Source organism: Stutzerimonas sp. C6.4V (assembly GCF_058536345.1).
The window spans coordinates 2,567,862-2,591,435 of sequence record NZ_JBZUBM010000001.1; the positions used below are offsets into that span (position 1 = coordinate 2,567,862).

Sequence of the window (23,574 nt, forward strand, 5' to 3'; positions counted from 1 at the left end):
GGCGCAACGCATCGCGCTGCGCAGGGTTAGTCGTCGAGGCGCTCTTCCAACTGGCGCACTTCCTGGGTCAGCTTGTCGAGAAACTGCATGCGACGCACCAATCGCTCAGCCTCGGCACGCTGCGCGGGGTCGCGCCAGATAAGGGAGAAGGATTCGTTGAGGTCTTGCTGCGCACGCTTCAGGCGAGACTTGAATGCGGCAATGCCGGCAAGATCCGCCTCATCCTGCAGCTCTTCCAGCTCTTCGCGCCATTGCATCTGCTGCATGAGGAACGCAGGATCCTGCACAGTCGCCTCAAGCGGCATTTCCCGCCCTTCGAGCGTCAATAGATAACGAGCTCGCCGCGACGGCGTTTTAAGCGTCTGGTAAGCCTCATTGAGATTGGCTGACTGTTCGACCGCGGAGCGCTGCGCAGCCTCGTCAGCGTCAGCGAACCGGTCAGGGTGAACCCTGCGCGCAAGTTCGCGGTAACGAGTCGAGAGCAGCTCAGGATCAACGTCGAAAGCCGGCTGCAGGTCGAAAAGCGCGTAATGACAGGGAATGCCCACAGCGTCCTCAGATATTGAAGCTTTCGCCGCAGCCGCATTCGCCACGCACGTTTGGATTGTTGAACTTGAAACCTTCGTTCAACCCCTCTCGTACAAAGTCGAGCTCCGTACCATCGAGATAGACCAGGCTTTTCGGATCGATGATGACCTTGACGCCGTGGCTATCGAAAATCGAATCTTCTGCCGCCGCCTCATCAACAAACTCGAGCACGTACGCCAGGCCGGAGCAACCGGTGGTGCGTACACCCAGCCGAACCCCGAGCCCCTTGCCGCGCCCTTCAAGCGAGCGGCGAACATGATTGGCCGCCGCCGTGGTCATGCTGATCGCCATCGATACCTCCCTTAGGCCTGTGGCAGGCCTTTCTTTTCCCGGTAGTCGCGAACGGCTGCCTTGATGGCGTCCTCGGCCAGAACAGAGCAATGAATCTTCACCGGAGGCAGCGCCAACTCTTCGGCAAGCTGGGTGTTCTTGATCGTTTCAGCCTCCTCGAGCGTCTTGCCCTTCATCCACTCGGTTGCCAGGGAGCTGGAGGCGATGGCCGAACCGCAACCATAGGTCTTGAACTTGGCATCTTCGATGATCCCTTGCTCGTTGACCTTGATTTGCAAGCGCATCACATCACCGCAAGCCGGGGCGCCCACCATGCCAGTACCGATGGAAGCGTCCTCTGCATCAAACTTGCCGACGTTGCGGGGGTTTTCGTAGTGGTCGATGACCTTATCGCTGTATGCCATGGTGCAATCCTCTCTGAATCAAGCTATGCGGAATTCGATGGATCAGTGGGCAGCCCACTCGACCTTCGAAATATCGATGCCATCCTTGAACATGTCCCACAAGGGCGACAGCTCACGCAACTTGGTGACAGCCTCGCTGACCTTCTGCGCGGCATAATCGACCTCTTCTTCGGTCGTGAAACGACCAAAGGTAAACCGAATGGAGCTGTGGGCCAGCTCATCGTTGCGACCCAGGGCACGCAACACGTAGGAAGGCTCCAGCGATGCAGACGTGCAGGCCGAACCCGAGGACACAGCCAGGTCCTTCAAGGCCATGATCAGCGACTCGCCCTCCACATAGTTGAAGCTGAGGTTGAGATTGTGCGGGACACGCGCAGTCATACTGCCGTTGACGTACAACTCTTCAAGATGTTCGACCTGTTTGAAGAAGCGGTCACGCAGCTTGGTGATACGCTCGTTTTCAGCAGCCATTTCTTCCTTCGCAATGCGGAAGGCCTCACCCATGCCAACCGACTGATGCGCCGCCAACGTGCCTGAACGCATACCGCGCTCATGGCCCCCACCATGCATCTGTGCTTCCAGGCGCACACGAGGCTTGCGACGCACATACAGGGCGCCAACACCTTTCGGGCCGTAGGTCTTGTGGGCGGAAAAAGACATCAGATCGACCTTCATGTTTTCAAGATCGATGTCCACCTTGCCGGTGGATTGTGCAGCATCGACGTGAAACAGCACGCCGCGAGAGCGGGTGAGGTCACCGATGGCGGCTATCTCATTAATCGTTCCGATCTCGTTGTTCACATGCATGATCGACACCAGTATGGTGTCGTCACGCAGCGCAGCCTCGACCATGGCAGGAGTAATGACGCCATCTTCACCAGGCTCGATATAGGTCACTTCGAAGCCTTCACGTTCCAGCTGACGAGTCGTATCCAGAACGGCCTTGTGCTCGATCTTGCTGGTGATGATGTGCTTGCCCTTGGAGGCATAGAAATGCGCTACGCCTTTGATCGCCAGATTGTCTGACTCGGTTGCACCAGAGGTCCAGACAATTTCCCGTGGATCGGCATTGACCAGCTCGGCCACCTGCCGGCGAGCATTCTCAACCGCCTCTTCCGCTTTCCAGCCAAATGCATGGGAGCGGGAAGCCGGATTTCCAAAGTTGCCTTCGGCGGTCAGACACTCGACCATTTTCTCGGCTACACGCGGATCGACTGGGGTAGTAGCGGAGTAATCCAGGTAAATCGGCAATTTCATCAGGTATCTCCTATAAGGCTGTCGCCCTGCTCATTCGACGGCGGACGCTTCGATCTTATCCAGTTGCGGAGTCTGGCTATTGGTGCGGCGCATATCCTGGCGCAATGCGACCTCCTGAACCTCGCGGCGCATCACCAAGTCCTCCAAGCTGATCCCGCTTAGGAACTCGTGGATCTGCTGGCTCAGGTCGCACCACAAATGATGCGTTAGGCAGGTATCGCCAGAATGACAATCACCAAGCCCCTGGCAACGCGTTGCATCAACCGATTCGTTGACCGCATCGATCACTTGCGCGACCTGAATACCGGCCATTTCGCGCGAGAGCTGGTAGCCCCCGCCCGGCCCGCGCACGCTGGTCACCAGGCTGCCACGGCGCAGCTTGGCAAAAAGCTGTTCGAGATAGGAAAGCGAGATGCCCTGCCGCTCGGAAATATCCGCAAGAGACACCGGCCCGTGCTGCGCATGTAGCGCCAGATCGAGCATCGCAGTGACAGCGTAACGGCCTTTTGTAGTCAATCGCATCGGCTTGCACCAAGCATCAAGATTTGAGGCGAGTATGCAATACCTGAGTAATTAGATCAACTATAAGACCGATTGAAACACTCAGGCTTTGCCTCGTTTCGTGAATCGGCAGATCCTCGATTCGAAGCGTTGCGATATCAGCCGCCATCATAACAGCACCTCAATCGCTACCGCACATCCGAGCGCCTCGGATCGCCGCTGTCCTTGACCTGTGCGAAGTCTTCCTCCCGAAGCTCGGGCATTTCCTTGACACAGTAATCACTCCCCAACGCTGTCAAAGCCTTGCACATGCCATCCATGCGCTCCTCGACCGCCTGAACATGATCGAGCAACTGCCCGATGGCTCTTGCAACCGGATCGGGCATGTCTTCCGTGACGCCATAGGCATCGAAGCCGATTTTTTCCGCGATCGCTTTGCGCTTGGCCTCACGAGCATCGTCCGACCTGACGATGATGCGCCCCGGGATACCAACCGCCGTGGCGCCCGCAGGCACCTCTCGTGTCACCACCGCATTGGAGCCGACCTTGGCGCCGGCACCCACCGTGAACGGACCAAGGATCTTGGCACCCGCACCGACAATTACACCGTCTTCCAGCGTCGGATGACGCTTGCCCTTGTTCCAACTGGTCCCGCCAAGCGTTACGCCATGATAGAGCGTCACGTCATTGCCGATCTGGGCAGTTTCGCCAATCACGATGCCCATGCCGTGATCAATGAAGAAACGACGTCCGATCTGGGCGCCCGGGTGGATTTCGATGCCGGTCAGCCAGCGCGCAAGGTTCGAATTCATGCGAGCCAGCCATTTGCAATCGTTGACCCATAACCAGTGCGAAACCCGGTGAAACCAGACAGCGTGCAAGCCTGGGTAGCAGGTTACGACCTCGAACGCGTTACGTGCAGCCGGGTCGCGATGAAAGACGCTTCGGATATCTTCTCGCATGCGCTCGAACATCAATCTGATCTCCGCTTGTGGGGTTCGCCGCGGACGGCCTTCTGCGTTTCGGTGAGGATGCCGCGCAGGATGTTCATTTCAAGCTTGCTGACACTGCTTCGGCCGTAGAGCCTGCGCAACCGGGACATGAGGTGTCTCGGCTTTTGCGGATCCAGAAAGCCGATGTCGATCAGGGTTTGCTCCAGGTGACCGTAATAATGCTCAAGCTCATCCGTGGTAACGAGCTGCGAACTCAGCATTGACGTGGTTTCCAGCTTTTCGAGCTTGGTCGGCTGGCCGCTTGCAGCAAGCCACGCCATACGCACTTCGTAGGCGAGCACCTGAACGGCGGCAGCGAGGTTGAGCGAACTGAACTCCGGATCGGATGGAATATGCACATGGAACTGGCATCGCTGGAGCTCCTCATTGGTCAGCCCCGCGTACTCCCGACCGAACACCAGCGCAACCTCTCCCCCCTGGGTTACCTGTTCCAGGCAAACCGAGCCCGTTTCGCGCGGATCAAGGAGAGGCCACGGGATGCGACGTTCACGCGCACTGGTACCAAATGCTACGCTGCAGCCGACCAGGGCCTCCTCGAGGGTAGCCACCACCCGGGCTGAGTCGAGAATATCCGTAGCACCCGAGGCTCGAGCGATAGCATCTGGACTTGGAAAATCTTGCGGATCGACAAGTACCAGCCGGGACAAACCCATGTTCTTCATTGCGCGGGCTGCACCGCCGATGTTTCCGGCATGGCTGGTATTGACCAGCACTACTCGAATGTTGTGTAGCGACAATGTCTTATCTCGGTCGAAGGCAGACCGAAAGCTTACAGCAAGCATCTGCGGGTTCGCCATCAACGGTCGGAACGGGCCGTAGGCGAACAACACAGCGCATCGGATTCTGTTAGAATTGCCGGCTTTCTTTAAACGACCAGGTATTTGATCGATGCAGCCCATGCTGAATATCGCGCTGCGCGCCGCCCGTAGCGCTGGCGAAATGATTGTGCGTTCCACCGAGCGCCTGGACGTGATCTCGGTTAGCGAAAAAGACGCGCGCGATTACGTCTCTGAGATCGACCGCACTGCTGAGCAACTGATCATTGCGGCGCTGCGAAAGGCCTTTCCAACTCACGGCATTCTCGGGGAGGAAGGCGGACTGCTGGAAGGCAGCGGAGATGGCAAGGATTACCTTTGGGTGATTGATCCACTGGACGGGACCACCAACTTCCTGCGCGGCGTACCCCACTACGCCGTCAGCATCGCTTGCAAATACCGCGGCCGCCTTGAACACGCGGTCGTTCTGGATCCGGTTCGCCAAGAAGAATTCACTGCCAGCCGCGGCCGCGGCGCCGCGCTTAACGGCCGTCGCCTGCGCGTCAGCGCACGTAAAAGCCTTGAAGGTGCACTGTTGGGCACCGGCTTCCCGTTTCGCGACGGACAGATGGACAACCTCGACAGCTACCTGAACATGTTCCGCAGCCTGGTTGGCCAAACCGCCGGCCTGCGTCGCGCCGGCGCTGCCAGCCTCGACCTCGCTTACGTCGCCGCCGGTCGCTATGACGCATTCTGGGAGTTCGGCCTTTCGGAGTGGGACATGGCGGCGGGCGCACTGTTGATCCAGGAAGCAGGCGGCCTTGTCAGCGATTTCAGCGGCAGCCATGAATTCCTTGAAAAGGGCCAGATCGTCGCCGGCAACACCAAGTGCTTCAAGGCGGTGCTTACTGCCATTCAGCCTCACCTGACGCCCAGCCTGAAACGCTAAGCCCAGACGAAAAAAAACGCCCGATTGGGCGTTTTTTTTTGCTTGCTTACGGTTGCGCCGCCACTGCTGACAAGCATCGCTACCCTCCGGACTAGGACAGCCAACGCCTAGGTACGCGCCACCGCCTTCGGAATCCTCCAATTCCCCACATATCGATCAGCTAGCTACGGCCGACTGCCTGGCGAAGCAAGCACCTGCAGTTGCCCGTCTGGCCTTCCGCTTCGCCTGGTGATCAGGATCAGGGGAGATCATCGACCTCTTCGACAACTGGAGGAATCAGATCTTCACGGGTGAGTTTCAGCCACACCAGTAACATGCCGGCCACATAGACCGATGAATAGGTGCCTGCGCCGACACCAATCAGCAAGGCAAGTGAGAAGCCCCAGAGGTTTTCACCGCCAAAGAACATCAATGCGCCCACCGCAAGCAACGTCGATACCGAGGTGGCCAGCGTCCGCAGCAGTGTTTGCGTAGTAGAGATGTTGATGTTCTCGAGCAACTCGGCCTTGCGCAACATGCGGAAGTTTTCACGGATCCGGTCAAAGATGACAATGGTGTCGTTCAGCGAGTAGCCGATCACCGCGAGTACCGCAGCCAGCACGGTGAGGTCGAACGAGATCTGGAACAGCGAAAAGACGCCCAGCACCAGAATTACATCGTGGAAGAGCGACAACACCGCTCCCAGACCGAACTTCCATTGAAAGCGGAAAGCGACGTAGACCAGAATGCCGCCCAAAGCAAGCAGCATGCCCAATCCACCCTGGTCACGCAGCTCTTCGCCCACGGCCGGCCCGACGAACTCGACACGCTTTACCGTCACGGCGCTGCCTGTCTCGCCGCCACGCAAGACCTCAGCAATGCGCTCGCCCAGTAGCGGATCATCACCAGGCATGCGTACCAGAACATCCGTGGTCGCACCGAAACTCTGCACCACCGCATCGCTGAAGCCCGAACCCACCAGTTGTGAGCGCACCTGATCCAGGGCGACCGGCTGCTCGTAGGACAGCTCGATCAGGGTCCCGCCAGTAAAGTCAAGCCCGAAATTAAGCCCCTTTACGGCAAGGCTACCGAGGGATACAAGCGTGAGCAGTACCGTCAGGGCGAAGGCGATATAGCGCACACCCATGAAATTGATAACGCGTTTCATCGTGCTAGCCCCTTAAATCCACAACTTCTTGAGATCGCGGCCGCCGTAGATCAGGTTGACCATGGCGCGGGTCACGACGATTGCGGTGAACATGGACGTCAGGATCCCCAGCGAGAGCGTCACAGCGAAGCCCTTGATCGGCCCGGTTCCCATTGCGAACAAGATCCCGCCTACCAGCAAAGTGGTCAGGTTGCCGTCGACGATTGCGGAGAACGCCCGATCGAACCCCTCGTGAATGGCCCGCTGGATGGACATACCGTTGGCAATCTCCTCGCGAATACGCGAGAAGATCAGCACGTTGGCATCCACCGCCATACCCATGGTCAGCACGATACCGGCGATCCCTGGCAAGGTCAGCGTCGCACCGAGCAAGGACATCAGCGCAGTCAGCACCACCATGTTGAACAGCAGCGCAACCGTCGCCAGCACACCGAAGAACTTGTAGATCAGCACCATGAATATGGACACGAAGAGAAAGCCCCACAGCGCTGCCTCGACACCCAGCTGTATGTTCTCCGCCCCCAGGCTTGGACCGATGGTGCGTTCTTCTGCAAAGTACATGGGCGCCGCAAGGCCTCCCGCACGGAGCAGCAAAGCGAGCTCGGACGACTCGCCCTGACCATCGAGCCCGGTGATACGGAACTGGCTGCCCAGGGGGGACTGGATGGTGGCCAGGCTGATGATTTTTTTCTCTTCCTGGAAGGTCTCGACACGCACCTCCTGCTCGACGCCATCAACCATCTGCTTGACGTAGCGGGTGGTCGGACGCTGCTCGATAAAGATCACCGCCATGCTGCGACCGACGTTATTGCGGGTCGCACGATTCATCAGATCGCCGCCATGGCCATCCAGACGGATGTTGACCTGCGGACGGCCATTCTCGTCGTAACTGGCCTGCGCATCGGTCACCTGGTCGCCGGTGATGATCAGACTGCGTTCCAGCTGTGCAGGCGGGCGACCTTCCTGGCGAAACTCGAAGCTTTCCGTCGTGGCTCGCGGCGCATCGGCCTCGGCAGCGAGACGGAACTCGAGGTTGGCGGTCTTGCCGAGGATACGCTTGGCCTCGGCAGTGTCCTGCACGCCTGGCAGCTCCACGACGATACGGTTGGCACCCTGGCGCTGGACCAGCGGTTCGGACACACCCAACTCGTTGACCCGATTGCGCACAGTTGTAAGGTTTTGCTTGATCGAATACTCACGGATCTCAGCCAACTTGGCTTCGGTAATTGCCAGGCGCAACACCTGCTGACCGTTGCGCTCGGAAGTCGTCAGCTCGAAATCGGTGAAATTCTTGCGGATCAGCGATTGAGCCGCAGCAAGAGCTTGCTCATCGGCAAAGCCGAGCTGCACCGCATTCTCGGTCTGGGGCAAGCTGCGATAGCGCACCCGCTCCTTGCGTAGAAGCGACTTCACCTCGCCCTCGTAGACATTCAGGCGCGTTTCGATGGCCTTTTCCATGTCGACTTCGAGCAGGAAATGCACGCCGCCGGAGAGGTCGAGGCCCAGCTTCATCGGACTGGCGGACAGGTTGCGCAGCCACTCCGGTGTCGTTGGCGCCAGGTTCAGCGCCACCACGTAAGCGTCGCCAAGAGCCCGGCGAACCACATCCTTGGCCGGCAGCTGGTCGTCCTGATCGTTCAACCGCAGGAGGCCGCCGCGACCCTGCTCGTCCAGACCGGCAGCCTTGACCTCTATGCCTGCCTCGACCAGAGCCTTGCGGGCCTTGTCCAGGTCTGCCTCGGTGACGTTGAGCGAGGTATTGGCGCCGGTGATCTGCACCGCGGGGTCGTCCGGGTACAGGTTGGGCGCCGAGTAGACCAGGGCGATGCCAAGCACCACCACGATCAGCAGGTATTTCCAAATAGGGAATCTATTGAGCATGACGCAGCCCGTCTAATGACGCGGGGCGCCTTGCGCGCCCCGTCGTTGGTGTTGAGTAGAAATCAGCTCAGATGGCTTTGAGCGTGCCTTTTGGCAGCGTTGCAGCGATGGCCACCTTCTGGAATTTCAGCTCCACCGAATCGGAAACCTCAATAACGACGAAGTCATCGGAGACCTTGGTGACCTTGCCGGCGATACCACCTGAGGTGACCACTTCGTCGCCCTTCTGCAGGCCGCCGATCAGATTCTTGTGCTCTTTTGCGCGCTTGGCCTGGGGGCGCCAGATCATCAGATAGAAGATGACCAGGAAGCCGACCAGAAACAGCCATTCGAAGCCGCTACCAGCGGGACCGGCAGCAGCCTCTTGGGCATGGGCGGCGGGAATCAGAAAGCTCATGTAGCACTCCTGTTGTAGAGATCAGTTAGTTATGAATTCGTCACGCAAGCGGCGGGGTTGGCAGGCCGCGCTTGGCATAGAAGGCGTCGACAAAGGCCGCCAATGTACCCTGTTGGATAGCATCGCGTAAACCAGCCATCAGCCGCTGATAATGGCGCAAGTTATGTATCGTATTGAGCATGCTGCCCAGCATTTCTCCGCACTTGTCCAGATGATGCAGGTACGCCCTGGAGAAGTGTTTGCATGTGTAACAATCGCAGCCGGCATCCAGCGATGACGTATCGAAGCGGTGCATGGCGTTGCGGATCTTGACCACTCCGCCATCAACGAACAAGTGACCATTGCGTGCGTTGCGGGTCGGCATCACGCAATCGAACATGTCCACGCCCCGGCGAACACCTTCGACAAGGTCTTCCGGCCGACCCACGCCCATCAGATAACGCGGCTTGTCGGCCGGCATCTGTGGCGGAAGGAAATCCAGCACGCGAATCATCTCTTCTTTCGGCTCACCAACAGACAATCCACCGATCGCCAGCCCATCGAAACCGATGTCGCACAGCCCCTCGAGCGAACGCATACGCAACGACTCATGCATGCCACCCTGGACAATGCCGAACAGCGCGGCCGAGCTCTCGCCATGGGCGTCTTTCGAGCGCCTTGCCCAGCGCAGCGAAAGCTCCATCGAGCGCCGCGCAACCTCTTCGTCGGCCGGATAGGGCGTGCATTCATCAAAGATCATCACGATGTCCGATCCAAGATCACGCTGCACCTGCATCGATTCTTCCGGCCCCATGAAGACTTTCGCGCCGTCGACCGGCGAAGAGAAATAGACACCCTCCTCCTTGATCTTGCGCATCGCCCCCAGACTAAACACCTGGAAACCACCCGAATCAGTCAGGATCGGGCCCTGCCACTGCATGAAGTCATGCAGATCACCGTGCGCCTTGATCACTTCCGTACCTGGCCTCAGCCACAGGTGAAATGTATTGCCAAGAATGATCTGGGCACCAATCCCCTCGATATCGGCAGGCAACATGCCCTTGACGGTACCGTAAGTACCCACCGGCATGAACGCTGGGGTTTCCACCGTTCCCCTGGGAAAGGTCAGGCGACCGCGGCGAGCACGCCCCTCGGTCGCGAGCAGTTCGAAAGACATGTGGCAGGTACGACTCATTGGGTGTCCTCGGGGCCGAGTGGGGCCGGATTGCGCGTGATGAACATGGCGTCCCCATAACTGAAGAAGCGATACCCTTGGGCGATCGCCTCTGCGTAGGCAGCCATTGTCTCGGGATAACCGGCAAAAGCCGAAACCAGCATCAGCAGGGTCGACTCCGGCAAATGGAAGTTGGTTACCAGCGCATCCACGACATGAAAGGGCTTGCCGGGATAGAGAAAGATGTCTGTATCGCCGCTGTATGGTTTGAGCCTGCCGTCTCGCGCAGCGCTTTCCAGCGAACGCACACTGGTAGTGCCAACCGCAATCACCCTGCCGCCGCTCGCCCGGCAGGCTGCTACCGCATCGACGACTTCCTGACTGACCTCAAGCCACTCGCGGTGCATGTGATGCTCTTCGATGCGCTCAACCCTAACCGGCTGGAAGGTGCCGGCGCCGACATGCAGGGTCACGAAGGCACGCTGTACGCCTTTGTCATCTAGCGCCTGGAGCAGCTCGGCATCGAAATGCAGGCCTGCGGTCGGAGCTGCCACAGCGCCCTCTCTTTGCGCATACACCGTCTGATAGCGCTCACGGTCAGCGGATTCATCCGGCCGGTCTATATAAGGAGGCAACGGCATGTGCCCGACACGATCAAGTAGAGGCAGTACCGTTTCGCTGAATTCAAGTTCGAACAATGCGTCATGCCTGGCCAGCATCGACGCTTCACCGCCCCCATCGATGCGGATCACGGCACCAGGCCGGGGTGACTTGCTCGAACGGATGTGCGCCAATACGCGACGTTCATCCAGAACGCGTTCAATCAGTATTTCAACCTTGCCGCCGGTATCCTTCTGCCCGAACAGGCGCGCTGGAATGACTCGCGTATTGTTGAACACCATCAGGTCACCGGGACGCACGTAGTCGAGCAGCTCGGCAAAGCGGTGATGGGCTAACCGTCCGGTCTCGCCATCGAGCATCAGTAGCCGGCTGGCACGACGCTCAGCCAGCGGATGCCGAGCGATTTGAGCATCGGGAAGCTCGAAAGAAAAATCAGAGACTTGCATAAAGGATCGGCAGGCAGGCTCAAGGGGCGCAAAGCTTAGCGGAAACACTGCAATCTGACCACGCCAGACGATTGACCGCTCCCTGCTGCATCCCTATACTTCGCCGCCACTGTGCCTCGATGGCGGAATCGGTAGACGCAGCGGATTCAAAATCCGCCGTTGGTAACAACGTGAGAGTTCGAGTCTCTCTCGAGGCACCATGAATCAGTGGCCAGAGGCAACTGCCCTCCTCTGGCAAAGGGGACCGCATCGATACAGCGGCTTCACCCAGCGGTATGCTGAAACTTCGACTTCAGCCAGCCCAGGCAAAGCATCAAGCAGGTGCAGCGCAGCGCTTCGAGGCAAGGCGCTAGAACGACCTGGATCGAACAGCAAAAAACGAACATCGGCGATAGCGTAAGACGCTCAATAGCCTTACTCGCAGTGGCCACATTCTATGACTCCGAGGGCTTGGCATCGGCCCGCGAGTTATCGTAGAGTGTGTCCACTGTGTTTGCATGGGTCGCCGAATCGTGACCTGGTGCAGTAGATCTCTAGATCCGCTACATCCCGTTCGACTCTTTACTCCTTGCAACCAGTCACCGCTTCCTGCCGTTGGCAGGTGCGTTTCTACTATTGAGTTTCAAGGATACAAAGCTATGTCGAATCGTCAGAACGGTACCGTCAAGTGGTTTAACGACGAGAAAGGTTTTGGTTTCATCACTCCTGAAAGCGGTCCGGATCTGTTCGTGCACTTCCGCGCGATCGAAGGCAACGGCTTCAAGAGCCTGAAAGAAGGCCAGAAGGTCAGCTTCATCGCTGTGCAAGGTCAAAAGGGCATGCAGGCTGACCAGGTTCAAATCCAGGAATAAGCCCCGCTCCGAAAAAGCCCCTGATGCTGCCATCAGGGGCTTTTTTATGCGCGCGATATTCTAGAATGCGCGACCGCCTTTCCCAGCGAGATTCAACATGCAACCCCATCCGCTCAGCCCGCAGGGCCAGTTCCCTTCGGCAGGCCTGATACGCCGACTCGCCGCCCTCTTCTATGACTGCTCCCTGTCGATCGCCTTGATGATGGTCGTGACGCTGCTCTATCAGCAGGTGATCCTGCGAGCCTTTTATGGCAGCGAAGAGCTCAAGGCGCTTGCGCAATCCGGCGGGCTTGATATCGACCCGATCCTATCGACGCTACTTTTCTTTACGGTATTTGCCTTCTTCGCCAAGTTCTGGACCCACAACGGACAGACACTGGGTATGCAGGTGTGGGGTGTGCGCATCCAGAATGCGGACGGCACCGCCATTGACCTCTGGCAGGCCCTGCTCCGCTTTTTGATAGCGATCATGTCCTGGCTCGCGCTGGGCATGGGTTATTGGTGGATGCTCTGGGACAAGCAACGCAGGACCTGGCACGACATCTACTCAGAGAGCCAGGTCGTTCAGCTGCCAAAAAATATTCACAAGAAATAGCCGCGCCCATGGCGAGCCTGAAAGAGGGCTTAAAACCCTCTTGTCCGGAAACCAGGCTCAGCCAGCCCTGCGCAAGAGAAACAGACCAGCCAGCGCGCAGACAGCCGCCGGCACGGCCACTGCAAGCAGAGGCGAAAACCCGAACACCTGGCTGGCAGGCCCCAACAGATCCTGAAGGATGCGAAAGACGAAGCCAACGATGACGCCAGTAAATATCCGCTGCCCCAGGGTTACCGACCGCAGCGGACCAAAGATGAACGAGATGGCCAGCAATACCAGTGCAACAGTCACCGCCGGTTGAAGCACCTTGGTCCAGAACGCCAACCAGTAGCGGCCATTGTTCAGACCCTGCTCCCCCAGGTAATGGATGTAGCGCCACAACCCGGTAACCGACAAAGCGTCCGGCTCCATCACAACAGTACTCAGCAATTGCGGCGTAAGCTGGACGTCCCAGCGCTCCTCGGGCACCTCGACTACTTCCGTATGGTCCCCCTGGAAGCGGGTCGTCGAGATGTCGCGGAGCAACCAATGACCGTCCTGGTAGAGGGCTCTGCGAGCAAAGCTGGCCGACAGCAGCTGCCGCTGATCATCGAACTGATATCGAGTGACACCCAGCAGCAAGCCGCCCGGCTGCACGGCGTTGATATGTACGAATTCATCACCCTGGCGATGCCAGAGGCCACGCTTGCTGCTTTGCGCTTCGCCAGCCCCTTGAGCTGATGCACGGTTGGACTGGGCGATATTCTCGCTCCAGGGCGCCACATACTCGCCAATCGCCACGCCGATCAGCATAAGCAGCAGCATCGGCTTCATCACGGCAAGCACGATACGCCCAAGCGACACTCCGGCGGCGCGCATGATGGTCAGTTCGCTGCTGCTGGCCAGCGTCCCGAGCCCGATCAGGCAGCCGATCAACGCCGCCATCGGCAGCATTTCGTAGATACGTGACGGCGTCGTCAACAGCACATAGATGGCAGCGTCCAGGGTGCCGTAACTACCCTTGACGTCACCGAGCTCGTCGATGAAGGCGAACAGCAAGGCCAGACCCACAATAATGCCAAGCACAGCCAGGATCGCCAGCAGTACGTGACTGCCTATATAGCGGTCGAGTTTACGCATGGGCACCTCCGGTGACAGCGCGCCGCTTCGCCACAGCGAGCGTCAATGGCTCCCAGAAAAGCATCAGCATCCCGATCGAGAAAAAGAGCGCATGTACCCACCAGAGCCCCAGCGCCATGGGGATTCGCCCCTTGTCGAGCGCACCCCGGGCAGCGATCAGCAATGCCAGGTATGCCATGTACAGAAGGATCGCCGGCAGCAGCTTGAGGAAACGCCCCTGGCGGGGGTTAACTTTTGCCAACGGAACGGCCAGCAGCGTGACGATGAAAACCAACAAAGGCAAAGACAGACGCCACTGCAGCTCGGATTGCAGCCGGACGTTGTCGCTACCGAACAGCTCGAGGGTCGGCATCGCCTCACGCTCACTCACTTCGACGCTTACTTCCGGCTTGGGCAACAGCACTCCATAGGTGTCGTACTGGATTGCACGGTAATCGGCCTGGCCGGGATTACCATCGTACCGATATCCGTTTTCCAGAATCAGGTAACGGCTGCCGTCAGGCTGAACTTCCTGACGGCCGCTTTCTGCCACCAGCACGGAAAGCCCCCTCGGCTTTCCGCTGGCACCCGACAGGTTGGTTTCGGATATAAACACACCGGCCAGCTGGGTACGGTCTGCGGTCAGTTCACGGGTATAGGTGACACGCGTCCCGTCACGCAGCGTCTGGAAGCGTCCGGGCACCAGCGTATCGAATTCGGTAAGCGAGTCCTGCTCGTTGAGAATGCGATCAACCTGGGCCACGCCCTGCGGGGCAAGCCCCATGCTCAACCAGCCGACCAGCAAAGCGACCAGCGCGGCAGGCGCCAGACTGTAAACCATCAGCCGGCGCTGACTCATGCCTGTGGCCGAAAGAACAGTCATCTCGCTATCGAGGTACAACCGACCGTAGGCCAGGAGGATGCCCAGAAACAGGCCAAGCGGCAGAATCAGCTGCAGGAACCCGGGCAGTCGATACCCCATGATCATCAGCAGCACACCCGGATCGATCAGCCCCTGCGCAGCCTGCGCGAGGTATTTGATGAAACGGCCGCTCATGATGATCACCAACAGGACGGCACTGACGGCGCTCATGGTGACCAGAAGCTCACGGGACAGGTAACGAAAGACGATCAAACCGGACACTCCAGGGTTGTCAGGCTCCGGCGGCTACGCTCAAACTAGCCGCCAGTAGCCGGTCCGCCCGCAACAGGACGTGGGAACTCACGCAGCATGTCCCAACGCCCCGGTGGACGAACCACCGGAAAATAAGCCCGGCATTATCCTGTAAACCCGACTCTTTGTCTTGGGGACTCGACGCCATGGAATTTGTTGTAAAGACCACCAAAGCCGCTGCAGCCAAAACTGCCACCCTGGTTCTGCCCGTCAGCGAAGACCGCCTGCTCGGTGCAACAGCCCAGACCGTCGACCAGGCCAGCGGCGGTGCTATCAGCGCGATACTCAAGCGCGGCGACCTGAAAGGCAAACCGGGGCAGACCCTGCTCTTGCATGCCCTGCCGAACCTCAAGGCCGACCGGATCCTGCTGGTCGGCACCGGAGCCGAAGGCGAGCTCGACGGCCGCCAATGGCGCAAGGCTGTCGGCGCCGCCTTTGGGGCTCTCAAAGGGCTTGGCGGAGGCGAGGCGACAATCGCCCTGCAGGATGTTCAGGTCAAGGAACGCGACGCCTATGCGCGAACCCGCATGCTTGTCGAGGTGTTGGCCGACGGTGAGTATGTTTTCGAGCAGTTCAAGAGCAAGAAGAGCGATGCGCCGGCCCTCGGAAAAATCACCATCCTGACCGAGAAGGCTGTCCAGGCCGAGGTTGAGCTGGCCACCCGGCATGCCGCCGCGATCGCGGCGGGCATGAGCTTCGCGCGGGATCTCGGTAACCTGCCACCGAATATCTGCCACCCGACCTACGTGGCTGAGCAGGCCAAGCAGCTGGCCAAGCGTTTCAAGGGCCTGAAAGTCGAAGTCCTGGATGAAAAGAAGCTGCGCGAACTCGGCGCCGGCTCGTTCCTGGCAGTCTCCCAGGGCAGCGATCAGCCAGGTTGCATCGTCGTCATGCAATACAACGGCGGCAAGAAAGGCGAACAGCCCTACGCACTGGTCGGCAAGGGGATCACCTTCGACACGGGCGGTATCAGCCTCAAGCCCGGCCAGGGCATGGACGAAATGAAGTACGACATGTGTGGCGCTGCCAGCGTGCTCGGCACCTTCCGTGCAGCGCTCGAACTCCAGCTGCCCATCAACCTGGTGGGCCTGCTGGCGTGTGCTGAAAACATGCCCAGCGGCAACGCGACTCGCCCAGGGGACATCGTCACCACCATGAGCGGTCAGACCGTTGAGATCCTGAATACGGATGCCGAAGGCCGCCTGGTGCTCTGCGACACGCTGACCTACGCCGAACGTTTCAAGCCGCGCGCGGTGATCGATATCGCCACCCTGACCGGCGCCTGCATTGTCGCACTCGGCAGCAACACCTCCGGCCTGCTGGGCAACAATGATGAATTGTTGCAGCAGGTACTCGGGGCGGGCCAGAAGGCGGATGACCGCGCGTGGCAACTGCCGCTTTTCGACGAATACCAGGAGCAGCTGGACAGTCCCTTCGCAGACATCGCCAACATTGGCGGTCCCAAGGCTGGCACCATCACCGCTGCCTGTTTTCTTTCGCGCTTCACCAAGGCTTACCCCTGGGCACATCTGGATGTGGCAGGCACCGCCTGGATCAGTGGCGGCAAGGAAAAAGGCGCCACCGGCCGACCGGTACCGCTACTGACCCAGTACCTGCTGGACCGAGCTGCACAGGCATGACCGCAGCGAGCGAGCCCCGGGCATGACACGCATCGAGTTCTACGTATTGCCGGACAGCGAACCGACCGGCCGCCTCCGCGCGGCCTGCCTGCTCGCGAGCAAGGGGTGGCAGCACGGCATGTCGGTGTTCATCCGCTGCCACGACGGCCAGCAGTGCAACGAACTGGACGAGCTGCTCTGGGGATTTCGCGCCGAGCGCTTCATTCCGCACGAGCTGTACGAAAACGATCCGCAAGCGCCCGTCGTGGTTGGCACCGAACAGACTCCGGCGGCGACCGAGGGATTGTTGGTAAACCTCGCATCGAGCCTGTCGCCGCATATCGACCGGTTCAGCCGCGTGATAGAGATTGTCAACCAACAGCCAGAACTGCTGGACGCCAGCCGGGGAAATTTCCGCCTGTATCGTCAGCGCGGCTATGATCCCAGGCGAGTCGAACTTTAGCATCGCCACCTGGCGCGCCGGCGTGCCAGGGTTTATGGGACCAGTACACGCCTTCAAGGAGCGACAACAACAGCCTGGACGCTCAATATTCCGGAACACGTTATGACGCACACGCCAATTGACAAGCCCACCCACCTGCTCGACGACCTGGAGTCTATACGCGCGCTGCTCGGCGATCAGGAGCCCTCCCAGCTCACCGAATCCCTGGACCCGTCCAGCATCCCCTTGCTTTCAGAAGTCGTCGAAGCCGGGCTAACCCCCGTCGACCTTCCAGAGCAAGCGCCCGAGCCCCGTGAACCTGCAGTACGCACCGCGTTCCGCACGCTCGCCGAGCGACACCTTGATCATGAACTGCGCACGGCAGCGCAGCTGATGCTGCAAGACGTGATCGACGATTTCGTGCCACAGATAGAGGCAGAGTTGCGCCGTCGCCTGGAAAGCCGCGCCGAGCAGTTGATCAGGACGCGCCGCCCTTAAGGCGCCACTTCTGCGCCAGGCGACACACGGCGCAGTTAGGCATCGCCACCGTTCGCTTTCATCTGTTCTGTTCCGGGCATAAAAGGGCCATTGCGGTTCCGTCCTGCTGCTACTTTGCCTTTATACTTGCCCGCTTTTCCGTTAGCCGTTTTAAGGGTCCCGCCGCATGGACAAGACCTACCAGCCGCACGCCATCGAAACCTCCTGGTACCAGACCTGGGAATCGAATAACTACTTCGCGCCCCAGGGTTCAGGCGAGCCCTATACCATCATGATCCCGCCGCCGAACGTTACCGGCAGCCTGCACATGGGGCATGGTTTTAACAACGCCATCATGGATGCCCTGATCCGCTGGCGCCGGATGCAGGGGCGCAACACCCTCTGGCAACCGGGCACCGACCACGCAGGTATTGCCACGCAGATGGTCGTCGAGCGCCAGCTTGGAGCCCAGGGCGTCAGCCGCCACGACCTTGGACGCGAGAAATTTCTCGAAAAGGTCTGGGAATGGAAAGAACAGTCCGGTGGCAATATCACCCGGCAGATTCGTCGCCTGGGCTCTTCGGTCGACTGGTCGCGCGAACGATTCACCATGGATGCAGGACTGTCCAATGCGGTGAAAGAAGCCTTTGTCCGGCTGCACGAAGACGGGCTGATCTATCGTGGCAAGCGCCTGGTCAACTGGGACACCAAACTGCACACCGCGATCTCCGACCTCGAAGTGGAGAACCATGACGAAAAGGGTCATCTCTGGCACCTGCGCTACCCGCTGGCTGATGGCTGCAAGACTGCAGATGGCAAGGATTACCTGGTCGTCGCCACGACACGCCCGGAGACCGTGCTCGGTGATGCTGCCGTCGCGGTGCATCCCGATGACGAGCGTTACAAGAACCTGATCGGCCGCCACATCATGCTGCCGCTGGTGAACCGCCTGATCCCGATCGTCGCCGACGATTACGTCGATCTCGAGTTCGGTACCGGTTGCGTGAAGATCACCCCGGCCCACGATTTCAACGACTATGAGGTGGGCAAGCGCCACCACCTGCCGTTGATCAATATCTTCGATCGCAATGCGGCGGTGCTCGCCCACGCCCAGGTGTTCCATATCGATGGCACGCCGAACGACAAGGTAGATGGAAGCCTTCCTGACGGCTATGCCCATATGGACCGCTTCGATGCACGCAAGGCCATCGTCGCTGAATTCGAAGCCATGAGCCTGCTTGAGAAAATCGACGATCACGCGCTGAAAGTGCCGCGTGGCGATCGTTCCGGGACGATCATCGAGCCCTGGCTGACCGATCAGTGGTATGTCTCGACCAAACCGCTGGCGGAAAAGGCCATACGCGCCGTCGAAAGCGGCGAGATCGAGTTCGTGCCCAAGCAATACGAAAACATGTACTTCAGCTGGATGCGTGACATCCAGGACTGGTGCATCAGCCGGCAGCTGTGGTGGGGGCACCGCATCCCGGCCTGGTATGACGAGGCCGGTAACGTCTATGTCGGCCGTGACGAGGCCGAGGTTCGCAGCAAGCACAACCTGTGCAACAACGTCGAACTGCGTCAGGACGAGGACGTTCTGGACACCTGGTTCAGCTCCGGCCTGTGGACCTTTTCCACCCTCGGCTGGCCCGAGCAGACCGAGTTCCTCAAGACCTTCCACCCAACCGACGTGCTGGTCACCGGCTTCGACATCATCTTCTTCTGGGTTGCCCGGATGATCATGCTGTCGACCCACCTGACCGGACAGATTCCGTTCAAGACCGTCTACGTGCATGGCCTGGTGCGCGATGGACAGGGGCAGAAGATGTCCAAGTCCAAGGGCAACGTGCTGGACCCGCTGGATATCGTCGACGGCATCACCCTGGACGAACTGCTGGAAAAGCGCACCAGCGGCATGATGCAGCCCAAGCTCGCCGAGAAGATCGCCAAGCAGACCCGTGCCGAGTTTCCCGAGGGCATTGCCAGCTATGGCACCGACGCCCTGCGCTTCACCTTCTGCTCGTTGGCATCCACCGGCCGCGACGTGAAGTTCGACATGGGTCGCGTCGAGGGCTACCGCAACTTCTGCAACAAGATCTGGAATGCCGCGAACTTCGTTTTCGAGAACACCGAGGGCAAGGATACGGGTGTCGATGGCGAGCCCGTGGAGCTCTCTCCGGTCGACCGCTGGATCATCTCGTCGCTGCAGCGCACCGAAAGCGAAGTCAGCCGCCAGCTCGAAGCCTTCCGCTTCGACCTGGCCTCCCAGGCGCTTTATGAGTTCATCTGGGACGAGTACTGCGCCTGGTACCTCGAACTGGTCAAGCCGGTGCTCTGGGACGAGACTGCCAGCGCCGAACGCCAGCGCGGCACCCGTCGCACCCTGGTGCGGGTGCTGGAAACCGCGCTGCGCCTGGCGCATCCGTTCATGCCCTTCATTACCGAAGAGATCTGGCAGCGCGTCGCGCCGCTCGCTGGCAAGTCCGGTCCGACCCTGATGCTGCAGCCGTGGCCGGAGTTCAACCCCGAGCGCCTTGACGAGGCCGCCGAGCAGGATATCGAGTGGGTCAAGGCGTTCATGCTCGGCATTCGCCAGATTCGCGGCGAGATGAACATCTCCATGGCCAAGCGCATCGACGTGATCTTGAGCAACGCCAGCAACACCGATCAGCGTCGGCTGCTGGAGAACGAGCCGTTACTCAAGAAGCTTGCGAAACTGGAAAACGTTCGTGTTCTTGCAGCCAGTGAAGAGGCCCCGCTGTCTGCCACCGCGTTGGTCGGCGACATGCAGGTACTGGTGCCGATGGCCGGCCTGATTGACAAGGACGCAGAGCTCGCTCGCCTCGACAAGGAAATCGCCAGGCTGGATGGCGAAGTCAAGCGTGTCGGCGGCAAGCTTGGCAATGCTGGCTTCGTCGACAAGGCCCCTGCCGAGGTGATCGAAAAGGAGCGGGCCAAGCTGGCCGAGGCCGAGCAGGCCAGGGCCAGACTGCTGGAGCAGCGCCAGCGCATCGCCAGCTTGTAGCGGAGCAAAGGCCAGCACCTTAGGTGCTGGCCTTTTTGCTTAGGCTTTTGCACTTGATCGACAACAAGTAAAAACCGAGCCGGCCGATACACTATGCCGCACACGGAATAAAACAATTAATCTAGGCAGGCCGAACTTCGCAGAGCGCTCTACGACATGAAGTAAGCACGCACCGTCTCGTCATCAGACGCGCCGCCTGCGGTGCAACCGTTGACACGCTGGCACGCAGCCTTCCGTATTACGGTTCCTTTCGCTTCATCCCTTCGCATAGCCCGTTGCCCATCTTGAGCCTGCCATCACCGAGCTACCGGCGTCACCGCCGAGCCTGGTCTGGTTTCTCACTATGGAGCCCCTGCGATGTACATACTCATGGCTGTCGTGTTTTTCATTGGCTATCTATGCATAGCCTTCGAACACCCCCTGAAGATCGATAAAGCTGCGCTGGCGATCCTTACCGCGGTGCTCTGTTGGACGCTGCTCGTGATGGGCGCCGACTCGATCATCCCGCTGCTACAGGGCGGCGGCCACGCTGCCGGCAACCCGTCCGAGGTAGTCGTCGAATCGCTGCGGCATCACCTGGGCGAAATTTCGGAAATCCTGTTCTTCCTGCTCGGCGCCATGACCATCGTCGAACTGATCGACTCCCATGAAGGCTTCAAGGTCATCACCGACCGCATCCAGACCCGCAAGCGTGTTCATCTGCTGTGGATCATCGGACTGCTGACCTTTTTTCTCTCCGCTGCACTGGACAACCTGACCACCACCATCGTGATGGTCTCGCTGTTGCGCAAACTGATCCGCGGCCGACCGGAGCGCTGGTTGTTTGTCGGCGTCGTGGTCATTGCCGCCAACGCAGGTGGCGCCTGGTCCCCGATTGGCGACGTCACCACCACCATGCTCTGGATCGGCAACCAGATCACCGCCTCGGGCGTCATCGTCGGTCTGTTCCTGCCCAGCCTGGTCTGTCTCCTGGTCCCGTTGCTGATCCTCAGCTTCCGCATGCGCGGCGAGGTGCCTCGCCCAGGGGCCCGTGCGCACCTTGCCGAAAGCAACCCGCCCACTACAACGGCGTTCGAGCGCAACCTGGTGCTGGCGCTCGGTATCGGTGCACTGGTATTCGTGCCGATCTTCAAGACCGTCACTCACCTGCCGCCCTACATGGGCATTCTCTTCGGACTCGGTGTGCTCTGGGTCACCACCGAGTTCTTGCACCGCGAGAAGGAAGACGATCACAAGCACCCGCTCTCGGTCGTCGGCGTGCTGCGCAAGGTAGACACCCCGAGCGTGCTGTTCTTTCTCGGCATTCTGCTGGCCGTCGCCGCACTGGCTACAGCCGGGCATCTGACGCAGGTTGCGACAGCCTTGCGTGAATCTCTGGGGCACATCTACCCGATCAACTACACCATCGGCCTGCTTTCGGCAGTCGTGGACAACGTGCCTCTGGTGGCGGGCTCGATGAAGATGTATCCGCTGGTCAGTCCCGTTACCCTGGAGGCAGCGACGCCCGCCGAAGCAGCCTGGCTGTCGCAATTCGTGGTCGACGGGAATTTCTGGGAGATGCTTGCCTATTGCGCCGGAACCGGCGGCAGTACGCTGATCATTGGTTCCGCGGCGGGCGTGGCTGCCATGGGCATGGAGAAGATCAGCTTCACCTGGTACATCAAGCATGTCAGCCTGTTGGCCTTCCTCGGCTACACGGCAGGCGCCGTCACGTATATCGGCATGCTCGCACTACGCTGAGCCTGCCCCGGTGTCGCCGAGGCTGACCCATCCAGCCTCGGTCCGCACGACGCTGTGCAAGGAGTCGCCATGATTGTCAGCAAGACCAAAACCAGCTTCTACCGGCGACTCTATGTCGCCTGGCTTATCCACAGCGGCACCGCCACCAGCGTGCCAGCACTGGTCGATGCCACGGGTATGCCGCGCCGGACGGCGCAAGACACCCTGGCGGCATTGGCTGATCTGGATATCGACTGCCGCTTCAGCCAGGAAGACGGTGAGCGGCACAACGCGGGTCATTACCGTATTCACGATTGGGGCGCGATTGACTCACATTGGATCGGGCGCAACCTGAATCAGATCAAGCAGGTGCTCGGTTATCCATGACTTCGGTGCGCCGATAGCGACGGGCAATGCGCATCGTCACTGGCAGGCCCGCGAATTGCGGCGAGGCCTGAAACCAGCGATCGACAGGAGCCGATTCAGCCAAACCGTGGCGAACGCTAACGCTAGCGGGCCCCACCAGTCCGGAAAAAGCGCCGCCTGGCCCGCGCCAGCCAACCCCCTTCGGCCTGGTCAGCCGAGAGCTTTCGCAGGTTTTCGGCAACAGCCGACACATAGTTCCGATCTTCATTGCGGATGTGACCGAACAGCCAGCGACCAAGAAGCCCTTTGAGTTCGTCCGTCACATCCTCGCCCCGGGAGTAACGCGCCCGATAATCATCGACGCGCTTGATGAATACCTCATGGACCCGCTTGTGGGCTTTGGTAAATACATAGCCGGCCTCTTCGAGCATGGATTCCTCGAAGGCGAAGTGGGAAGTCGTGTAGTCGACCAGTTCATCGATAACCTGCCCGATGTTTTGCGACTGGTTGCCCTGCTGGGCCAGGTGCAACTGGTTGATCATGTCAACGATGCGGCGGTGCTGCCCATCGATGACCTCGATACCGGTATCGAGATCATCGCTCCATTCCAGAAATGTCATGTCGCCTCCCTGCGGTGTGGTGAGTCGCGAAGTCTAGGCAAGCGGGGACGGGTTTCCATTGACATCGATCAGTAGCGGCTGCCCGCTGGGGGTATCAAACGGCAAAAGAGAGCATCCGTAGCCATCAGTAGCGTGGTTGTTTGCCGCACCTGACGCTAAGCTGGCGGTCTTTTCGCTTCATGGTTTTT

At 59.6% G+C, this 23,574-nt stretch carries 24 protein-coding genes and 1 tRNA gene; 10 read left to right on the top strand and 15 right to left on the bottom strand.

Annotation, left to right across the window (positions count from 1 at the left end; translation table 11 throughout):
* Window positions 1–26: 26 nt before the first annotated feature.
* The 7 genes from hscB to trmJ all read right to left on the bottom strand — a co-directional run bounded on the left by hscB (window position 27) and on the right by trmJ (window position 4,836).
* The gene (gene hscB, locus AC4LFW_RS12010) at window positions 27–548 is read right to left on the bottom strand and encodes a co-chaperone HscB (RefSeq protein ID WP_491819255.1); all 522 of its coding nucleotides are present in this window, start codon (window positions 546–548) and stop codon (window positions 27–29) included.
* Between the two features lie 7 nt (window positions 549–555).
* Window positions 556–879, bottom strand: coding sequence for an iron-sulfur cluster assembly protein IscA (iscA, locus tag AC4LFW_RS12015; protein ID WP_217474889.1), 324 nt, complete (start codon window positions 877–879; stop codon window positions 556–558).
* An 11-nt stretch (window positions 880–890) separates the two neighbouring features.
* Complete coding sequence (gene iscU / locus AC4LFW_RS12020; RefSeq protein WP_491819256.1) at window positions 891–1,283, bottom strand: Fe-S cluster assembly scaffold IscU; 393 nt, start codon at window positions 1,281–1,283, stop codon at window positions 891–893.
* A gap of 42 nt (window positions 1,284–1,325) precedes the next feature.
* Entirely contained in the window at window positions 1,326–2,540 is a 1,215-nt protein-coding gene (locus AC4LFW_RS12025; RefSeq protein ID WP_491819258.1) for an IscS subfamily cysteine desulfurase, read from the bottom strand.
* Window positions 2,541–2,570: 30 nt separating this feature from the next.
* Window positions 2,571–3,062 carry a Fe-S cluster assembly transcriptional regulator IscR gene (gene iscR / locus AC4LFW_RS12030; RefSeq protein WP_491819260.1) on the bottom strand — a complete coding sequence of 164 codons (492 nt, stop codon included), beginning with the start codon at window positions 3,060–3,062 and terminating at the stop codon, window positions 2,571–2,573.
* A gap of 167 nt (window positions 3,063–3,229) precedes the next feature.
* On the bottom strand, window positions 3,230–4,015 hold the full coding sequence (gene cysE / locus AC4LFW_RS12035; protein ID WP_491819261.1) for a serine O-acetyltransferase: 786 nt from the start codon (window positions 4,013–4,015) through the stop codon (window positions 3,230–3,232).
* The gene (gene trmJ, locus AC4LFW_RS12040; protein ID WP_491820214.1) at window positions 4,015–4,836 is read right to left on the bottom strand and encodes a tRNA (cytosine(32)/uridine(32)-2'-O)-methyltransferase TrmJ; all 822 of its coding nucleotides are present in this window, start codon (window positions 4,834–4,836) and stop codon (window positions 4,015–4,017) included. The genes cysE and trmJ overlap by 1 nt, the downstream gene beginning before the upstream one ends.
* A 106-nt stretch (window positions 4,837–4,942) precedes the next feature.
* Here trmJ and suhB point away from each other — a divergent pair, with 106 nt between their 5' ends.
* Window positions 4,943–5,758: a type III secretion system regulator SuhB gene (gene suhB, locus AC4LFW_RS12045; protein WP_491819262.1), complete on the top strand. Its 816-nt coding sequence runs from the start codon at window positions 4,943–4,945 to the stop codon at window positions 5,756–5,758.
* Window positions 5,759–5,996: 238 nt separating this feature from the next.
* Here the strand turns inward: suhB and secF are convergent, their stop codons facing one another.
* The 5 genes from secF to queA all read right to left on the bottom strand — a co-directional run bounded on the left by secF (window position 5,997) and on the right by queA (window position 11,403).
* Window positions 5,997–6,905: a protein translocase subunit SecF gene (gene secF / locus AC4LFW_RS12050; protein WP_491819263.1), complete on the bottom strand. Its 909-nt coding sequence runs from the start codon at window positions 6,903–6,905 to the stop codon at window positions 5,997–5,999.
* A gap of 12 nt (window positions 6,906–6,917) precedes the next feature.
* Window positions 6,918–8,786: a protein translocase subunit SecD gene (gene secD / locus AC4LFW_RS12055; RefSeq protein ID WP_491819264.1), complete on the bottom strand. Its 1,869-nt coding sequence runs from the start codon at window positions 8,784–8,786 to the stop codon at window positions 6,918–6,920.
* Window positions 8,787–8,853: 67 nt separating this feature from the next.
* On the bottom strand, window positions 8,854–9,183 hold the full coding sequence (gene yajC / locus AC4LFW_RS12060) for a preprotein translocase subunit YajC (protein ID WP_491819266.1): 330 nt from the start codon (window positions 9,181–9,183) through the stop codon (window positions 8,854–8,856).
* 40 nt (window positions 9,184–9,223) lie between these two features.
* On the bottom strand, window positions 9,224–10,339 hold the full coding sequence (gene tgt, locus AC4LFW_RS12065) for a tRNA guanosine(34) transglycosylase Tgt (protein WP_491820215.1): 1,116 nt from the start codon (window positions 10,337–10,339) through the stop codon (window positions 9,224–9,226).
* Between the two features lie 14 nt (window positions 10,340–10,353).
* Window positions 10,354–11,403, bottom strand: a complete 1,050-nt coding sequence (gene queA / locus AC4LFW_RS12070; protein WP_491819267.1) for a tRNA preQ1(34) S-adenosylmethionine ribosyltransferase-isomerase QueA — start codon at window positions 11,401–11,403, stop codon at window positions 10,354–10,356.
* A gap of 113 nt (window positions 11,404–11,516) precedes the next feature.
* Here queA and AC4LFW_RS12075 point away from each other — a divergent pair.
* The 3 genes from AC4LFW_RS12075 (at window position 11,517) to AC4LFW_RS12085 (ending at window position 12,849) form a co-directional block, all read left to right on the top strand.
* Window positions 11,517–11,603, top strand: a tRNA-Leu gene (locus AC4LFW_RS12075).
* A gap of 438 nt (window positions 11,604–12,041) precedes the next feature.
* Entirely contained in the window at window positions 12,042–12,254 is a 213-nt protein-coding gene (locus AC4LFW_RS12080) for a cold-shock protein (protein WP_014853413.1), read from the top strand.
* A 97-nt stretch (window positions 12,255–12,351) separates the two neighbouring features.
* Window positions 12,352–12,849: an RDD family protein gene (locus AC4LFW_RS12085; RefSeq protein WP_491819269.1), complete on the top strand. Its 498-nt coding sequence runs from the start codon at window positions 12,352–12,354 to the stop codon at window positions 12,847–12,849.
* A gap of 57 nt (window positions 12,850–12,906) precedes the next feature.
* On the opposite strand, the gene lptG is transcribed toward AC4LFW_RS12085, so the two are convergent.
* Both lptG and lptF read right to left on the bottom strand, forming a co-directional pair.
* The gene (gene lptG, locus AC4LFW_RS12090) at window positions 12,907–13,968 is read right to left on the bottom strand and encodes an LPS export ABC transporter permease LptG (protein WP_491819270.1); all 1,062 of its coding nucleotides are present in this window, start codon (window positions 13,966–13,968) and stop codon (window positions 12,907–12,909) included.
* Complete coding sequence (lptF, locus tag AC4LFW_RS12095; RefSeq protein WP_491819271.1) at window positions 13,961–15,082, bottom strand: LPS export ABC transporter permease LptF; 1,122 nt, start codon at window positions 15,080–15,082, stop codon at window positions 13,961–13,963. The genes lptG and lptF overlap by 8 nt, the downstream gene beginning before the upstream one ends.
* A gap of 185 nt (window positions 15,083–15,267) precedes the next feature.
* Between lptF and AC4LFW_RS12100 the strand changes: the two genes are divergently transcribed.
* From AC4LFW_RS12100 to AC4LFW_RS12125, 6 genes are all read left to right on the top strand, one after another.
* Window positions 15,268–16,761, top strand: a complete 1,494-nt coding sequence (locus AC4LFW_RS12100; RefSeq protein ID WP_491819272.1) for a leucyl aminopeptidase — start codon at window positions 15,268–15,270, stop codon at window positions 16,759–16,761.
* A gap of 22 nt (window positions 16,762–16,783) precedes the next feature.
* Complete coding sequence (locus AC4LFW_RS12105; protein ID WP_491819273.1) at window positions 16,784–17,203, top strand: DNA polymerase III subunit chi; 420 nt, start codon at window positions 16,784–16,786, stop codon at window positions 17,201–17,203.
* Between the two features lie 102 nt (window positions 17,204–17,305).
* Window positions 17,306–17,680 carry a DNA polymerase III subunit chi gene (locus AC4LFW_RS12110; RefSeq protein WP_491819274.1) on the top strand — a complete coding sequence of 125 codons (375 nt, stop codon included), beginning with the start codon at window positions 17,306–17,308 and terminating at the stop codon, window positions 17,678–17,680.
* A gap of 166 nt (window positions 17,681–17,846) precedes the next feature.
* Entirely contained in the window at window positions 17,847–20,681 is a 2,835-nt protein-coding gene (locus AC4LFW_RS12115; protein ID WP_491819275.1) for a valine--tRNA ligase, read from the top strand.
* Between the two features lie 357 nt (window positions 20,682–21,038).
* A complete protein-coding gene (gene nhaD, locus AC4LFW_RS12120) occupies window positions 21,039–22,421 on the top strand; it encodes a sodium:proton antiporter NhaD (RefSeq protein ID WP_491819277.1) in 1,383 nt (460 codons plus the stop codon).
* Between the two features lie 69 nt (window positions 22,422–22,490).
* Window positions 22,491–22,787 carry a winged helix-turn-helix domain-containing protein gene (locus tag AC4LFW_RS12125; RefSeq protein WP_491819279.1) on the top strand — a complete coding sequence of 99 codons (297 nt, stop codon included), beginning with the start codon at window positions 22,491–22,493 and terminating at the stop codon, window positions 22,785–22,787.
* 122 nt (window positions 22,788–22,909) lie between these two features.
* Here AC4LFW_RS12125 and AC4LFW_RS12130 read toward each other — a convergent pair whose 3' ends face one another.
* Window positions 22,910–23,386 carry a bacteriohemerythrin gene (locus tag AC4LFW_RS12130; RefSeq protein WP_491819280.1) on the bottom strand — a complete coding sequence of 159 codons (477 nt, stop codon included), beginning with the start codon at window positions 23,384–23,386 and terminating at the stop codon, window positions 22,910–22,912.
* Window positions 23,387–23,574: the final 188 nt, after the last annotated feature.

What these genes read in the sequence shown, in the direction of transcription:
- iscA (WP_217474889.1), bottom strand. Translation starts at nt 879, where the DNA reads ATGGCGATCAGCATGACCACGGCGGCGGCCAATCATGTTCGCCGCTCG.
- iscU (WP_491819256.1), bottom strand. Translation starts at nt 1,283, where the DNA reads ATGGCATACAGCGATAAGGTCATCGACCACTACGAAAACCCCCGCAAC.
- AC4LFW_RS12025 (WP_491819258.1), bottom strand. Translation starts at nt 2,540, where the DNA reads ATGAAATTGCCGATTTACCTGGATTACTCCGCTACTACCCCAGTCGAT.
- iscR (WP_491819260.1), bottom strand. Translation starts at nt 3,062, where the DNA reads ATGCGATTGACTACAAAAGGCCGTTACGCTGTCACTGCGATGCTCGAT.
- cysE (WP_491819261.1), bottom strand. Translation starts at nt 4,015, where the DNA reads ATGTTCGAGCGCATGCGAGAAGATATCCGAAGCGTCTTTCATCGCGAC.
- trmJ (WP_491820214.1), bottom strand. Translation starts at nt 4,836, where the DNA reads ATGCTTGCTGTAAGCTTTCGGTCTGCCTTCGACCGAGATAAGACATTG.
- suhB (WP_491819262.1), top strand. Translation starts at nt 4,943, where the DNA reads ATGCAGCCCATGCTGAATATCGCGCTGCGCGCCGCCCGTAGCGCTGGC.
- secF (WP_491819263.1), bottom strand. Translation starts at nt 6,905, where the DNA reads ATGAAACGCGTTATCAATTTCATGGGTGTGCGCTATATCGCCTTCGCC.
- secD (WP_491819264.1), bottom strand. Translation starts at nt 8,786, where the DNA reads ATGCTCAATAGATTCCCTATTTGGAAATACCTGCTGATCGTGGTGGTG.
- yajC (WP_491819266.1), bottom strand. Translation starts at nt 9,183, where the DNA reads ATGAGCTTTCTGATTCCCGCCGCCCATGCCCAAGAGGCTGCTGCCGGT.
- tgt (WP_491820215.1), bottom strand. Translation starts at nt 10,339, where the DNA reads ATGTCTTTCGAACTGCTCGCGACCGAGGGGCGTGCTCGCCGCGGTCGC.
- queA (WP_491819267.1), bottom strand. Translation starts at nt 11,403, where the DNA reads ATGCAAGTCTCTGATTTTTCTTTCGAGCTTCCCGATGCTCAAATCGCT.
- AC4LFW_RS12080 (WP_014853413.1), top strand. Translation starts at nt 12,042, where the DNA reads ATGTCGAATCGTCAGAACGGTACCGTCAAGTGGTTTAACGACGAGAAA.
- AC4LFW_RS12085 (WP_491819269.1), top strand. Translation starts at nt 12,352, where the DNA reads ATGCAACCCCATCCGCTCAGCCCGCAGGGCCAGTTCCCTTCGGCAGGC.
- lptG (WP_491819270.1), bottom strand. Translation starts at nt 13,968, where the DNA reads ATGCGTAAACTCGACCGCTATATAGGCAGTCACGTACTGCTGGCGATC.
- AC4LFW_RS12100 (WP_491819272.1), top strand. Translation starts at nt 15,268, where the DNA reads ATGGAATTTGTTGTAAAGACCACCAAAGCCGCTGCAGCCAAAACTGCC.
- AC4LFW_RS12105 (WP_491819273.1), top strand. Translation starts at nt 16,784, where the DNA reads ATGACACGCATCGAGTTCTACGTATTGCCGGACAGCGAACCGACCGGC.
- AC4LFW_RS12110 (WP_491819274.1), top strand. Translation starts at nt 17,306, where the DNA reads ATGACGCACACGCCAATTGACAAGCCCACCCACCTGCTCGACGACCTG.
- AC4LFW_RS12115 (WP_491819275.1), top strand. Translation starts at nt 17,847, where the DNA reads ATGGACAAGACCTACCAGCCGCACGCCATCGAAACCTCCTGGTACCAG.
- nhaD (WP_491819277.1), top strand. Translation starts at nt 21,039, where the DNA reads ATGTACATACTCATGGCTGTCGTGTTTTTCATTGGCTATCTATGCATA.
- AC4LFW_RS12125 (WP_491819279.1), top strand. Translation starts at nt 22,491, where the DNA reads ATGATTGTCAGCAAGACCAAAACCAGCTTCTACCGGCGACTCTATGTC.
- AC4LFW_RS12130 (WP_491819280.1), bottom strand. Translation starts at nt 23,386, where the DNA reads ATGACATTTCTGGAATGGAGCGATGATCTCGATACCGGTATCGAGGTC.